Source organism: Rhizobium sp. RHZ02 (assembly GCF_014851575.1).
GTDB lineage: Bacteria > Pseudomonadota > Alphaproteobacteria > Rhizobiales > Rhizobiaceae > Rhizobium > Rhizobium altiplani.
This window is the reverse complement of the sequence record NZ_JACUZX010000002.1, coordinates 368,195-381,570: the sequence shown is the minus strand read 5'-3', so window position 1 is coordinate 381,570 and position 13,376 is coordinate 368,195. Positions and strand designations below refer to the sequence as shown.

At 61.2% G+C, this 13,376-nt stretch carries 12 protein-coding genes; all 12 read right to left on the bottom strand.

Translation table 11 applies throughout. The features are described 5' to 3' along the window. Positions 1–8 precede the first annotated feature (8 nt). Positions 9–1,415 carry a dihydrolipoyl dehydrogenase gene (lpdA, locus tag IB244_RS04690; RefSeq protein WP_192303252.1) on the bottom strand — a complete coding sequence of 469 codons (1,407 nt, stop codon included), beginning with the start codon at positions 1,413–1,415 and terminating at the stop codon, positions 9–11. 26 nt (positions 1,416–1,441) lie between these two features. Then, complete coding sequence (locus IB244_RS04685) at positions 1,442–2,080, bottom strand: LysE family translocator (protein WP_192303250.1); 639 nt, start codon at positions 2,078–2,080, stop codon at positions 1,442–1,444. Positions 2,081–2,100: 20 nt separating this feature from the next. Then, positions 2,101–2,853, bottom strand: a complete 753-nt coding sequence (locus IB244_RS04680) for an SDR family oxidoreductase (RefSeq protein WP_018855744.1) — start codon at positions 2,851–2,853, stop codon at positions 2,101–2,103. Next, positions 2,850–3,401: a hypothetical protein gene (locus tag IB244_RS04675; protein ID WP_026371590.1), complete on the bottom strand. Its 552-nt coding sequence runs from the start codon at positions 3,399–3,401 to the stop codon at positions 2,850–2,852. Before IB244_RS04675 ends, IB244_RS04680 begins: the two co-directional genes overlap by 4 nt. 51 nt (positions 3,402–3,452) lie before the next feature. After that, positions 3,453–4,697, bottom strand: coding sequence for a 2-oxoglutarate dehydrogenase complex dihydrolipoyllysine-residue succinyltransferase (odhB, locus tag IB244_RS04670; protein WP_192303248.1), 1,245 nt, complete (start codon positions 4,695–4,697; stop codon positions 3,453–3,455). Positions 4,698–4,726: 29 nt separating this feature from the next. Further along, positions 4,727–5,044 carry a YciI family protein gene (locus IB244_RS04665; protein ID WP_026371591.1) on the bottom strand — a complete coding sequence of 106 codons (318 nt, stop codon included), beginning with the start codon at positions 5,042–5,044 and terminating at the stop codon, positions 4,727–4,729. A 12-nt stretch (positions 5,045–5,056) separates the two neighbouring features. Then, positions 5,057–8,041, bottom strand: a complete 2,985-nt coding sequence (locus IB244_RS04660) for a 2-oxoglutarate dehydrogenase E1 component (RefSeq protein ID WP_018855748.1) — start codon at positions 8,039–8,041, stop codon at positions 5,057–5,059. A gap of 161 nt (positions 8,042–8,202) precedes the next feature. Continuing rightward, complete coding sequence (sucD, locus tag IB244_RS04655; RefSeq protein WP_112655586.1) at positions 8,203–9,108, bottom strand: succinate--CoA ligase subunit alpha; 906 nt, start codon at positions 9,106–9,108, stop codon at positions 8,203–8,205. Positions 9,109–9,126: 18 nt separating this feature from the next. Further along, the gene (sucC, locus tag IB244_RS04650; RefSeq protein ID WP_018855750.1) at positions 9,127–10,320 is read right to left on the bottom strand and encodes an ADP-forming succinate--CoA ligase subunit beta; all 1,194 of its coding nucleotides are present in this window, start codon (positions 10,318–10,320) and stop codon (positions 9,127–9,129) included. 40 nt (positions 10,321–10,360) lie between these two features. Beyond that, a complete protein-coding gene (gene mdh, locus IB244_RS04645; RefSeq protein ID WP_112655582.1) occupies positions 10,361–11,323 on the bottom strand; it encodes a malate dehydrogenase in 963 nt (320 codons plus the stop codon). A gap of 180 nt (positions 11,324–11,503) precedes the next feature. Further along, positions 11,504–12,667 (bottom strand): cell division protein ZapE, encoded by a 1,164-nt coding sequence (zapE, locus tag IB244_RS04640; RefSeq protein ID WP_113471984.1) that lies wholly within the window; start codon positions 12,665–12,667, stop codon positions 11,504–11,506. Positions 12,668–12,715: 48 nt separating this feature from the next. Continuing rightward, positions 12,716–13,225 (bottom strand): protease inhibitor Inh/omp19 family protein, encoded by a 510-nt coding sequence (locus IB244_RS04635; RefSeq protein ID WP_026371592.1) that lies wholly within the window; start codon positions 13,223–13,225, stop codon positions 12,716–12,718. Positions 13,226–13,376 lie beyond the last annotated feature (151 nt).

Below are 13,376 nucleotides of genomic sequence, written 5' to 3'. Positions count from 1 at the left end.
ATTTAATATTACATATGGATCGGCTTGAAGAAGGCGGCGAGAGCCGCTTCCTTGACTGCTTCCGACATGGTCGGGTGCGCGTGGCAGGTGCGGCCGAGATCTTCCGCGGAACCACCAAACTCCATCAGAACGGCGATCTCGTGGATCATCTCGCCGGCGCCGAAGCCGACGATATGGCCGCCGAGGACGCGGTCCGTTTCCTTGTCGGAGAGGATCTTCACGAAACCGTCGGTCGCCAGCATCGCGCGGGCTCGGCCGTTCGCGGTGAAGGGGAACTTGCCGACCTTGTAGGCGATGCCTGCCGCCTTCAGCTCTTCCTCGGTCTTGCCAACGGAGGCGACTTCCGGCTGCGTGTAGACGACGCTCGGGATGACGTCATAATTCACATGGCCATGTTGACCGACGAGGATTTCGGCGAGCGCCACGCCTTCGTCTTCAGCCTTGTGAGCCAGCATCGGACCCTTCACCACGTCGCCGATCGCGTAGATACCAGGCACGTTGGTACGGAAGTGTCCGTCGATCTCGACGCGGCCACGATTGTCGAGCTTAACGCCTGCTTCTTCCAGACCGAGGCCGGCTATGTATGGCGTGCGGCCAGTCGCGATCAGAACGACTTCGGCGTCGAGCGTCTGTGCATCGCCACCCTTGACCGGCTCGAAGGTAACCTTGGCACCCTTGCCGCCCTTCTCAACGCCCGTCACCTTGGAGCTAAGGTTGATGGTGACACCCTGCTTGGCGAGCATGCGCTGGAACTGTTTGGAGACTTCGCCATCCATGCCGCCGAGAATCGTGTCGAGATATTCGACGACGGTGACCTTGGCGCCGAGGCGCGACCAGACGGAACCGAGCTCGAGACCGATGACGCCACCACCGACGACGATCATCGTTTCCGGCACCTTCTCAAGCTCGATCGCGCCCGTTGAGGAAATGATCACCTTCTCGTCGAGATCGACCTTCACGCCCGGAATGCCTGCCACGTCGGAGCCGGTCGCGATGACAATGTTCTTGCCTTCTATTTCCTGGACCTTGCCGTCTTCGGCAGTCACGGAAACCTTGCCAGCCGATACGATCTTGCCGGTCCCCTGGAATGCATCGATCTTGTTCTTCTTGAAGAGGAAGGCAACGCCGTCGACGTTGGCCTTTACCGTCGCATCCTTGTGCGCCAGCATCTTTCCGAGGTTCAGCTTCGGAGCAGCGACCTCGATGCCGAGCGCGTCCATGCCGTGGCCAGCCTGATGGAACATTTCGGAGGCATGCAGCAGCGCCTTGGACGGGATGCAGCCGACGTTCAGGCACGTGCCGCCGAACGTTGCGCGCTTTTCAACGACAGCGACCTTGAGGCCGAGCTGCGCTGCCTTGATGGCAGCGACGTAGCCGCCAGGGCCGGTTCCGATAACGATCACATCGTAGGACATTGTTTCTTTTCCTTTTCGTTATTTGCTTAGTCAGCCGCGCGGGCGAGCGCGAGGCGGAAACCGAAGCCGACCAGTGCGGCGCCGGTGATACGGTTGAACCATCTGCCGCTTGCGATGAAGCGGTCGCGAATGGGCTCTACGGTGAAGAAAGTGGAGACGCCGGCGAACCAGGCGACGAGTGCGGCGGCCATTCCGATGCCGTAGCTGAACTGGATCAACGCCGGGGTATCGTGATGCACCAGCGTCGAGAAGAGGGACAGGAAGAACAGGACCGGCTTCGGATTGAGCGCGTTGGTGATGAAGCCCATGCCGAGGCATTTCAGCGCCGAGATCGGCGCGCGGTCTTCGTCCGTCACCTCGATCTCATTCACGTTGAAGCCCGGCTCGCGGAAGGACTTGATGCCGAGGTAGACGAGATAGGCGACGCCGGCCCATTTGATCATGGCAAACAGCATCAGCGATTTGGAGACGATCAGGCCAAGGCCGAGGATCGTGTAGCTGATGTGAAAGAGCAGCGAGAAGCCCATGCCGAGGCCGGTCATCATGGCGGCACGGCGCCCGTGCACGATGCTCTGGCGCAGGATGACCGCAAAGTCGGCGCCCGGTACGACGATGAAGATCGAAAAGACGGCCATGAGGCCGAGAAATTCGAAGAAGTATTGCATGGCGATATGGTCTCCGTGCCCTAACGGCCGCCGCTGACGTTGAGTATGGCGCCCGTTATATAGGAAGCCGTCGGCGAGAGAAGGTAGAGGACCGCATCGGCTATCTCCTCTGCCGTGCCGGGCCGCTGCATCGGAATGCTCGGTGCGAGGTCGCGTGCGCGGTTCGGCAGGCCGCCGGATGCATGAATGTCGGTATCAATGACGCCGGGACGGATAGCGTTCACACGCACGCCCTCATTCGCCACCTCGCGGGACAGGCCCACGGTGAACGTATCGATCGCGGCCTTCGAGGCAGCGTAGTCGACATACTGCGAGGCCGAGCCCAGCACCGCTGCCATTGACGAAATGTTGACGATCGCCCCGCCCTTGCCGCCGTGGTTCGACGACATGCGGCGAACGGCCTCGGCCGCGCAGAGGATCGAACCGGTCACGTTGACACGCATCATCCGTTCAAGCCGCTCGACGCTCATCTCGTCGACGCGCTGCTTGGCATCGACGATGCCGGCATTGTTGACCAGCCCGTCCAGCCGTCCGAAATGCCTGTCGACGGCCTGAAACATCGAAACGATATCCTGCGCGCTGCCGACATCGCCCTTGATGGCGATGGCGTCGCCACCCTCTGCCTTGACCTCGGAGACGATAGCATCGGCAGCGGCGCGGTTCGCGGCGTAGTTCACGGCGACGTCCCAGCCCTGGCGGGCAGCGAGACGGCAGACCGCCGCACCGATGCCTCGGCTCCCGCCGGTAACGAGAAGGACGGGTCGTTGTGTCATTTCGCGCACTCCTCGAATGCCAGGACATCCCACGGCGCAACCGTCGCCTTGTCGTTGCCCCATATCTGCGATTGGCGGATCGCCGGGCCGAGACCCGGCAGAAAGATATTCTCGGTGGCTGCCGCGGCTTCGGACTGCAGATTGTCGATTTCGCCCTTGGCGTTTACGCTATAGACCGTGCCCCGCCAGATCGTGCAGGCATCCAGATCGGCGCCCGTCACGTCGCCGCCAGGGCAGTTGAACATCAGGATACCGACGGCGCGTTCCGGATCGTCGGACGGCATCACATAGCCGTCCAGCTCGATCGAAGTTTTGAGAACCTTTAGCGTGAACCGGTTTCTGGCAGCGGCTGCTTCCGAATTGATCGGCGTAAAGCGAAGCTCGTAGGCGCCGTCGCGGTCGGCATAGACGGCACTTGCCTGCGTGCAATCGGGAGCACCAAAAGCAGTCGCAGGCAGCGCCAGCAAAAACGCGAGCGACGCCCAGACCCTACCCTTGGCAAAGGGAGGCATCCCGGTCATACGCCCTGTGGAGATTGCCAGCGACATTACGCGCCCCGCTGAGGTGGAAAGGGCCGCTCACGCGGCCCAGTCGAATGCTTAGAGATCGAGAACCAGGCGCTCCGGATCTTCCAGGCTTTCCTTGACGCGGACGAGGAAGGTCACGGCTTCCTTGCCGTCGACGATACGGTGGTCGTAGGAGAGCGCGAGATACATCATCGGACGGATGACGATCTGGCCGCCAACGACGACCGGACGGTCCTGGATCTTATGCATGCCGAGGATGCCGGACTGCGGCGCGTTCAGGATCGGCGAGGACATCAGCGAGCCGTAAACGCCGCCATTGGTGATCGTGAAGGTGCCGCCCTGCATGTCGGCCATCGAGAGCGAGCCATCGCGCGCAGCCTTTGCGAGACGCGCCAGTTCCTTTTCGACTTCAGCGATCGACATCTGGTCCGCGTCGCGGATGACAGGGACGACGAGGCCCTTGTCCGTGCCGACGGCCATGCCGATGTGGCAGAAGTTCTTGTAGATGATGTCGGTGCCGTCGATCTCGGCGTTAACAGCCGGAAGTTCCTTCAGCGCGTGGGTGATAGCCTTGGTGAAGAAGCCCATGAAGCCGAGCTTCACGCCATGCTTCTTTTCGAAGACGTCCTTGTACTTGGCGCGCAGGTCCATGACAGCCTTCATGTCCACCTCGTTGTAGGTGGTCAGCATGGCAGCCGTGTTCTGTGCGTCCTTCAGGCGCTTGGCGATCGTCTGGCGCAGGCGCGTCATCTTCACGCGCTCTTCGCGAGCCGCATCCTCGACAGTCGACGGGCCGCGGGCGGCAGCCGGAACGGCAGGAGCGGCAGCGGCAGCCGGGGCGGAGATGCCCTTGGCAACAGCAGCGATCACGTCGCCCTTCAGAACCTGGCCACGCTTGCCGCTGCCGTCGATCTGATCGGCCGACAGGTTGTTTTCGGCGAGCATCTTGGCGGCAGCCGGTGCCGGCGGCATCGGTGAAGCAGCAGCTGCCGGAGCAGCGGCGGCAGCGACAGCCGGTTCGGCTACCTTTGCCGGGGCGGCGGCGGGAGCAGCAGCAGCCGGGGCGGCGGCGGCACCAGCGCCTGCGGCGATCTGGCCGAGCAGCGCGCCGAGACCGACGGTTTCGCCAGCCTGGGCGACAATCTCGGACAGCGTACCGGAAGCCGGTGCGGGCACTTCGATGGTCACCTTGTCGGTTTCAAGCTCGAGAATCGGTTCGTCGGCCTTGACGGCATCGCCGACCTTCTTGAACCAGGTACCGACGGTTGCCTCGCTGACGGATTCACCGAGAGTTGGAACGCGGATTTCTGTGGCCATTGTTCAAATCCTGATTTGCTTGTGTTCGTTTATTCGTTTCCGGCTCCTGACGGCCGGAGAATGATCGAGGGCATTGGCAATATGTCGAAGCGAAAACCGTAACCGGACTGGATGATCGGATCGGCATCGGCAAGCGCTTGCGCTGCCTGCTGATCCTCCACCGAGACGACTGCCATGCCCCAGCCTCCTTCACCTTCGAAGACGGGACCGACGGCGATCGCCGATCCCTGTTCCGCGTTCTGGTGCCAGTAGGCGGCATGGCGCTTCATCGCGGCCATTTCCTCCCCGGTCGCGTCGTAGGGGAAACGGGGGCGAGGCGGCACAAGTCTGAAGAAGAAATATGCCATCGCCCCGATCCCTTAACCGCCCAGCGCATCCTCGAGGAATGCGGCGAGCTGCGACAGATGCTTGGACATCAGACCCGTTGCCGGCGAAGCGGCAGCCGGACGGCCGGTGTAGCGGACGCGCTGGTACTTCGCATCGATGTGGGCGAGCACCCACTCCAGATACGGGTCGATGAACGACCATGCGCCCATGTTCTTCGGCTCTTCCTGGCACCAGACCATCTCCGCGTTCCGGAAGCGGGAAAGCTCATTGATGAGCGCCTTGGCCGGGAACGGATAGAGCTGTTCGACGCGCAGCAGGTAGATGTCGTCGATGCCGCGCTTTTCGCGCTCTTCCAGAAGGTCGTAGTAGACCTTGCCGGTGCACATGACGACGCGGCGGATCTTCGCATCCTTCTGCAGCTTGATCGGGCCGTCCTTGATGACCTCCGCATCGTCCCAGAGGAGGCGATGGAAGGAAGACTCGCCAGCGAGTTCGGCAAGGCTGGAAACAGCCCGCTTGTGACGCAGCAGGGACTTCGGCGTCATCAGCACGAGCGGCTTGCGGAAGTCGCGCTTCAGCTGACGGCGCAGGATGTGGAAGTAGTTCGCCGGCGTCGTGACGTTGGCAACCTGCATGTTGTCCTCGGCGCAAAGCTGCAGGAAGCGCTCGAGGCGGGCCGAGGAGTGCTCCGGACCCTGGCCTTCGTAGCCATGCGGCAGCAGGCAGACGAGACCCGACATGCGCAGCCACTTGCGTTCGCCCGAGGAGACGAACTGGTCGAAGACGACCTGCGCACCGTTGGCGAAGTCACCGAACTGGGCTTCCCAAAGGGTCAGCGCATTCGGGCGAGCCAGCGAATAGCCGTATTCGAAGCCGAGCACCGCTTCTTCCGAAAGCATCGAGTTGATGACTTCGTAGCGAGCCTGATTGGACGACAGGTTCGCCAGCGGGATGTAGCGCTCTTCCGTCTCCTGATCGTAGAGAACCGAATGACGCTGCGAGAAGGTACCGCGCTCGCAATCCTGACCGGAAAGGCGGATCTTGTGGCCTTCGACAACAAGCGAACCGAAGGCAAGCGCCTCGGCCATCGCCCAGTCGAGATTCTCGCCCGTCTGGATCATGTTGGCGCGGTTTTCCATGAAGCGCTGGATCGTGCGGTGTGCATGGAAGCCTTGCGGAATTTCCGAGAGCTTGCGGCCGATATCCTTGAGCGTCTTCATCGGAACGGCGGTCTTGCCGCGGCGCTGTTCGTCGGCGTTGTCAGCCGTGCGCAGGCCCGACCACTCGCCATCCAGCCAATCGGCCTTGTTCGGCTTGTAGCTCTGCCCGGCGTCGAACTCCTGCTCGAGATGCGCGCGCCAGTCAGCCTTCATCTTCTCGACGTCGCCATCGGTCAGCAGGCCTTCGGCAACGAGGCGATCCGCATAGATCTGCAGCACCGTCTTGTGGGCGCGGATGACCTTGTACATCTTCGGCTGAGTGAAGGACGGCTCATCGCCTTCATTGTGGCCGTAGCGACGATAGCAGAACATGTCGACCACAACGGGCTTGTGGAACTTCATGCGGAATTCCATGGCGATCTTGGCAGCATAGACAACTGCTTCCGGATCGTCGCCGTTGACGTGGAAGATCGGCGCTTCGATCATCTTGGCGACGTCGGACGGATAGGGCGACGAACGCGAGAAGGCCGGGTTGGTGGTGAAGCCGATCTGGTTGTTGATGATGACGTGCATCGTGCCGGCAACGCGGTGACCGCGCAGCCCCGACAGGCCGAGGATTTCGGCAATCACGCCCTGGCCGGCAAACGCCGCGTCGCCGTGGATCAGCAGCGGCAGAACCTTGGCGCGCTCCGACAGCGGAATGGTATCGCCGTCCCAGACGGTGGCGCCCATGTCCTGCTTGGCGCGAGCCTTGCCCATGACGACGGGGTCAACGATTTCAAGGTGCGACGGATTGGCCGTCAGCGAGACGTGGACCTTGTTGCCGTCGAACTCGCGGTCGGAGGAGGCGCCGAGGTGGTACTTGACGTCGCCGGAACCTTCGACTTCGTCAGGCGCGTAGGAACCGCCCTTGAATTCGTGGAAAATCGCGCGATGCGGCTTGCCCATGACTTGCGAAAGCACATTCAGACGACCGCGATGGGCCATACCGAACACGGCTTCACGAAGGCCGAGGTGGCCGCCGCGCTTCAGGATCTGCTCCAGCGCCGGGATGAGCGATTCGCCACCATCGAGACCAAAGCGCTTGGTGCCCTTGAACTTCACGTCGAGGAACTGCTCGTAGCCTTCGGCCTCGACCAGCTTGGCAAGGATCGCCTTCTTGCCTTCCGGGGTGAAGGCAACGCCCTTGTCCGGACCTTCGATGCGCTCCTGGATCCAGGCTTTTTCTTCCGGATTGGAAATATGCATGAATTCGACGCCGAGGGTCGAGCAGTAGGTGCGCTCGAGGATCTCGATCATCTCGGGAAGGGTGGCGTATTCGAGGCCGAGAACGTTGTCGATGAAGATCTTGCGGGAATAGTCGGCCTGCGTGAAACCGTAAGCTTCGGGCGACAGTTCCTTGTAGTCTTCGACGGGTGCTGCGATCCCGAGCGGATCGAGCTTGGCATGCAGGTGGCCGCGCATGCGATAGGCGCGGATCATCATGATGGCGCGGACGGAGTCGCGGGTCGCCTGCAGGATGTCGGCACCTTCGGTCGGCTTGCCTGATGCTTCCGCCTTGCCCTTGACCTTGGTCTCGATGATCTTTTCAACAGTGCCCCAATCGCCGTCGAGCGCCGAAACGAGATCGCTCTTCGGCTGCAGGGGCCAGTTCGTCTTGCGCCAGGATGCACCCTTGGCCGCCTTTTTCACATCTTCCGGATTGTCTTCCAGAGCCTTGAAGAAGGACCGCCATTCCTCGTTGACCGAGCTCGGGTCTTCTTCATAGCGCGCATAGAGCTGCTCGATATAGGCAGCATTGGCGCCATCCAGGAACGAGGTAATCTGAAACTGCTCGTTGGCTTCTTGCCGTGCCATGGTTGCACGCGGACGCTTTCGTCCGCCTCCTGACTTGTGATTCCGCCGGATACTCGACCGGCTTGCCGCATCTGTCGATAGCCGCCTGTCCGCGGCTCATTTCATTTCAAAGTCGAGACCCGGGCAAGCGGCGAAAACCGTTGCCCGGGTTATAGATTGGATTAGCCCTTGAGGACTTCAACCAGCGTCTTGCCGAGGCGCGCCGGCGAAGGCGAAACCTTGATGCCAGCCGATTCCATGGCCGCGATCTTCGATTCCGCGTCGCCCTTGCCGCCGGAAACGACAGCACCGGCATGACCCATGGTGCGGCCCTTCGGAGCCGTACGGCCCGCGATGAATCCGGCCATCGGCTTCTTGCGGCCCTTCTTGGCTTCGTCGATCAGGAACTGGGCCGCGTCTTCTTCAGCCGAGCCGCCGATTTCGCCGATCATGATGATCGAGGTCGTGGCTTCATCGGCCAGGAACATTTCCAGCACGTCGATGAACTCGGTGCCCTTGACCGGGTCGCCGCCGATACCGACAGCCGTCGTCTGGCCGAGGCCTTCGTTGGATGTCTGGAACACCGCTTCGTAGGTCAGCGTGCCTGAACGGGAAACGATGCCGACCGAACCCTTGCGGAAGATCGAGCCCGGCATGATGCCGATCTTGCACTCTTCCGGCGTCAGGATGCCCGGGCAGTTCGGTCCGAGCAGGCGTGACTTCGACTTGTCGAGCTTGGCCTTGACGCGCACCATATCCATGACCGGGATGCCCTCGGTGATGCAGGTGATGAACGGGATTTCGGCCTCGATCGCCTCGATGATCGCATCAGCAGCACCGGCCGGCGGGACGTAGATCACGGTCGCATCGGCGCCGGTCCGTTCCTTGGCTTCGGCAACGCTTGCGAAGATCGGCAGCGAGGTACCGTCGACGCCCGACGACCAGGTTTCGCCACCCTTCTTCGGGTGAATACCGCCGACCATCTTGGTACCGTAATAAGCAAGCGCCTGTTCGGTGTGGAAGGTACCGGTCTTGCCGGTCAGGCCCTGAACGAGAACCTTGGTGTCTTTGTTGACGAGAATAGACATTCTTTCGGTCCTTCCGGATTAGGCCTTGATCGCCGCGACGATCTTCTTCGCCGCGTCGTCGAGATCGTCGGCAGCCGTAATCGCCAGACCCGACTCGTTGAGGATTTTCTTGCCGAGTTCGACGTTGGTGCCTTCGAGGCGAACGACGAGCGGAACCTTCAGACCGACTTCCTGCACAGCTGCGACAACGCCTTCGGCGATGACGTCGCAACGCATGATGCCGCCGAAGATGTTGACGAGGATGCCCTCGACCTTCGGGTCAGCCGTAATGATCTTGAAGGCTGCAGCGACCTTCTCCTTGCCGGCGCCACCGCCGACGTCGCAGAAGTTTGCCGGCTCCTTGCCGTAGAGCTTGATGATGTCCATCGTCGCCATGGCGAGACCGGCGCCGTTGACCATGCAGCCAATGTTGCCGTCGAGGGCTACGTAGGCGAGATCCCACTTCGAGGCCTCGATTTCCTTGGCGTCTTCCTCGGTCTCGTCGCGCAGCGCCTTGACGTCGTCGTGGCGGAACAGCGCATTGCCGTCGAATGACATCTTGGCGTCGAGAACGCGCAGGTGGCCATCCTTCATGACGATCAGCGGGTTGACCTCGAGGAGAGCCATGTCCTTCTCGCCGAATGCCTTGTAGAGCGCCGGAAACAGCGACTTGGCGTCTTCGGCGGCGGCGCCGGTCAGTTCGAGAGCCTTGGAGATCGCAGCAACGTCAGCCGCGGTGACGCCGGCTTCCGGATCGATAGCGATCGTGTGGATCTTCTCGGGCGTATCGTGAGCGACAGCCTCGATGTCCATGCCGCCTTCGGTCGATACGACGAAGGCAACGCGGCCAACCGAGCGGTCGACCAGCAGCGAGCAATAGAGTTCGCGGGCAATATCGGCGCCGTCTTCGATGTAGAGGCGGTTGACCTGCTTGCCAGCTTCGCCCGTCTGCGCCGTTACCAGCGTGTTGCCGAGCATTTCCTTGGCGTGAGCAACGACTTCGTCGATCGACTTGGCGAGACGAACACCGCCCTTGGCGTCGGCGCCGAGTTCCTTGAACTTGCCCTTGCCGCGGCCGCCGGCATGGATCTGGCTCTTGACCACATAAAGCGGGCCCGGAAGCGACTTGGCGGCAGCTTCGGCTTCCTCGACCTTGAGGATCGCCACACCTTTTGCGACCGGCGCGCCATAGCCCTTCAGCAGAGCCTTGGCCTGATATTCATGAATATTCATGGATCTATTCCTGTTTGGATTGCGTCAGCGCGCGGTCTGATTACTTCAGCGCAGGCGCAATGTTGATGCAGGCTTCGCAAAGACCGGCGACAGCAGCGACCGACTTGTCGAAGGCTTCCTTTTCGGCCTTGTTGAGGTCGATCTCGATGACGCGCTCGACGCCGCCGGCACCGATAACAGTGGGAACGCCGACATACATGTCCTTGACGCCGTACTGGCCAGTCAGCTGTGCTGCGCAAGGCAGGACGCGCTTCTTGTCCTTGAGGTAGGACTCGGCCATTTCGATCGCGGAAGCAGCCGGCGCATAGTAGGCCGAGCCGGTCTTCAGCAGGCCGACGATTTCGGCACCCCCGTCACGGGTACGCTGGATGATTTCTTCGAGGCGTTCCTTGGTGACCCAACCCATCGTGACGAGATCCGTCAGCGGAATACCGCCAACCGTCGAATAGCGGGCGAGCGGCACCATCGTGTCGCCATGGCCGCCGAGAACGAATGCCGTGACGTCCTGTACGGAAACGTTGAATTCCTGGGACAGGAACAGGCGGAAGCGCGACGAGTCGAGAACGCCGGCCATACCGACGACCTTGTTGGCCGGAAGGCCGGAGAACTTCTGCAGCGCCCAGACCATCGCGTCGAGCGGATTGGTGATGCAGATGACGAAAGCGTTCGGGGCATACTTCTTGATGCCGGCGCCGACCTGTTCCATGACCTTGAGGTTGATGCCGAGAAGGTCGTCGCGGCTCATGCCCGGCTTGCGCGGCACACCGGCGGTGACGATGCAGACATCAGCACCCTCGATCGCCGAATAGTCGCTGGCGCCCGTCAGGTTGGCGTCGAAGCCCTCGACCGGAGAGGACTGAGCGATGTCGAGGCCCTTACCCTGAGGAATGCCGTCGGCGATATCGAAGAGAACGATGTCACCCAGTTCCTTCAGGCCGGCGAGATGCGCCAGCGTGCCACCAATCATGCCAGAACCAATGAGTGCGATCTTGTTACGCGCCATTTCGCTGTTTCCTTTGCGATCAAAATTCGTCAGGCGACGCGCGGAGGGGGCATCGCCCAATGCCGCAATCGCATAGCTCCAAAGCCAAAAAATGGCAAATGATTATTTTTGAGCAAGGAATTTCAATCGTTTAGATCATAAAATTCTTACGTAAACGTTAGATTATTTGTCGCCAGAACGTTACTCCGCGGCCCGCCGCTCGTGATGCAATGCAAGATATTCCAAACTGCGCATTTCGAAAAGTCGCGAGACAGTACGATCGAATTCGAAGCCTTCGGTACCACGCGCCTGTGTCAGCAAGTTTTCAGGCATCGCCGCAGCGGAGACATAGAGTCGTACCGCATGATCGTAAAGTGTATCGATCAGGATGATGAAGCGCTTGATCTGGTTTCGCTTGTCTGGCCCCAGCAGCGGCACGTGATCGATGAAGATGGCGTCGAAACGTTCGGCAATGGCCAGAAAGTCCGCGGCACCCAACGGCTTTTCACAGAGATCAGCGAACGAAAACCGCGCGAGCCGATCAACTGCCAGCGGCACGTGGATCGACCGCCCCTTCATCGGAATCTCCAGCGGCTGCGCCTTTCGGCCGTGAAGCGCCTGCATCCAGGATGCATCCATGGCCATGTCGGTCCGGTTATCGATCGGCGTCAGATAGACCGGCTGGCTGTCGAGCTTCTCCATCCGGTAGTCAGTCGGCGAGTCCAGTGTCACGATCTCGACGTTCTGCTTCAGGAGATCGACGAAGGGCAGGAACAAGCTCCGATTGAGGCCGTCCTTGTAGAGGTTGTTGGGCTCGACATTGGAGGTCGCGACCAGCAGGCACCCGCGCCGGAAAAGTTCGGAAAACAGCCGCGACAGGATCATCGCGTCGGCGATGTCAGTCACGGTAAACTCATCGAAGCACAGCAGTTCGGCTTCGTCATAGAGGGCAGCAGCAACGACCGGAATGGGATCGGCCTGCTTGGTCTCGCCCTGCTTGAGCTTCAGCCGGTGTGCCGCGATGCGGTTGTGCACGTCGGCCATGAATTCGTGGAAGTGCGCGCGCCGCTTCTTCGCGCAAGGCGCCATGCCGAAGAACATATCCATCAGCATCGTCTTGCCGCGGCCGACGCTGCCATGAATGTAGAGTCCCTTGACTGCTTCCGCCGGCTTCTTCTTGTTGGCGAACAACCAGCCGAGAGCGCTTGCCTTTGCCGCCGGCCGCCGCTGCTTCAACCCCGACAGTACCCGATCCAGGCATTTCGCCACGTGCATCTGGGCTGAATCGATTTGAAGCGCGCCCGAAGCCGTCAGCGACTTCAATTGTTCACTGACGCTCAGGGTGTAGTCTGGCATGGGTTGCATAAAGGAGGTCCGCCTATGCAGGATCGGCGGCCTTCGCCGCCGGATCTTTTAACGGCTGAGGCTGATCGGCTGACCGGTATTGGTCTGGCCGCTGAAAGCGTTGTCGGCGGTCTTGTAGACGCTGCCGATCTGGTTGCCGCTGCGGTCCTTCAGGATAACCTGCTTGCCTGAAACTTCCCAGGAGCCCATCGCCGTCAGTTCGCCGACGCAGCCGCGCGTACCGCCACGCGAGCCGCTGCCGAGATTGGTGAGCGTCAGGAACATGTCGCAGGAGCCGTTGACGCGCCAGCTGCCGACCATCGATTCCTTCGTGACATCCATCGCATTCGCAGCCATCGCGCCGGGCTGGCCGCCGGCGACTGGCGCCGTGGCCGTTGGAGCGGCCGGGAATTGGGAAGCACCGGAAGGCGGCGGAAGCTGTCCGCCCTGAACCGAAGGAACCGGCTGGGCCGTCAGCGGCGCCGGCTGGCTAAAGCTTGCATTGTCATAGGCGGTGCGCTGGCAGCCAGCTAACGACAGAATAACCACGAGACCTGTCGCCATATGTCTGAACTGCATCATCATACTCCTGATTTTTCCAGTATTGCCCTGAAGTTGCCGCGCAATCACGGCGGAATTATCTTGAAAGGCTGTACTGAATCAAGCCAGCGCGAGGAGAAATTGTGTCGATGTGGGAGCAACGCCGTAACGCCGAGACAAATTTGGCGCA

What these genes read in the sequence shown, in the direction of transcription:
- lpdA (WP_192303252.1), bottom strand. Translation starts at nt 1,415, where the DNA reads ATGTCCTACGATGTGATCGTTATCGGAACCGGCCCTGGCGGCTACGTC.
- zapE (WP_113471984.1), bottom strand. Translation starts at nt 12,667, where the DNA reads ATGCAACCCATGCCAGACTACACCCTGAGCGTCAGTGAACAATTGAAG.
- sucC (WP_018855750.1), bottom strand. Translation starts at nt 10,320, where the DNA reads ATGAATATTCATGAATATCAGGCCAAGGCTCTGCTGAAGGGCTATGGC.
- IB244_RS04635 (WP_026371592.1), bottom strand. Translation starts at nt 13,225, where the DNA reads ATGCAGTTCAGACATATGGCGACAGGTCTCGTGGTTATTCTGTCGTTA.
- IB244_RS04685 (WP_192303250.1), bottom strand. Translation starts at nt 2,080, where the DNA reads ATGCAATACTTCTTCGAATTTCTCGGCCTCATGGCCGTCTTTTCGATC.
- IB244_RS04665 (WP_026371591.1), bottom strand. Translation starts at nt 5,044, where the DNA reads ATGGCATATTTCTTCTTCAGACTTGTGCCGCCTCGCCCCCGTTTCCCC.
- IB244_RS04675 (WP_026371590.1), bottom strand. Translation starts at nt 3,401, where the DNA reads ATGTCGCTGGCAATCTCCACAGGGCGTATGACCGGGATGCCTCCCTTT.
- IB244_RS04680 (WP_018855744.1), bottom strand. Translation starts at nt 2,853, where the DNA reads ATGACACAACGACCCGTCCTTCTCGTTACCGGCGGGAGCCGAGGCATC.
- odhB (WP_192303248.1), bottom strand. Translation starts at nt 4,697, where the DNA reads ATGGCCACAGAAATCCGCGTTCCAACTCTCGGTGAATCCGTCAGCGAG.
- sucD (WP_112655586.1), bottom strand. Translation starts at nt 9,108, where the DNA reads ATGTCTATTCTCGTCAACAAAGACACCAAGGTTCTCGTTCAGGGCCTG.
- IB244_RS04660 (WP_018855748.1), bottom strand. Translation starts at nt 8,041, where the DNA reads ATGGCACGGCAAGAAGCCAACGAGCAGTTTCAGATTACCTCGTTCCTG.
- mdh (WP_112655582.1), bottom strand. Translation starts at nt 11,323, where the DNA reads ATGGCGCGTAACAAGATCGCACTCATTGGTTCTGGCATGATTGGTGGC.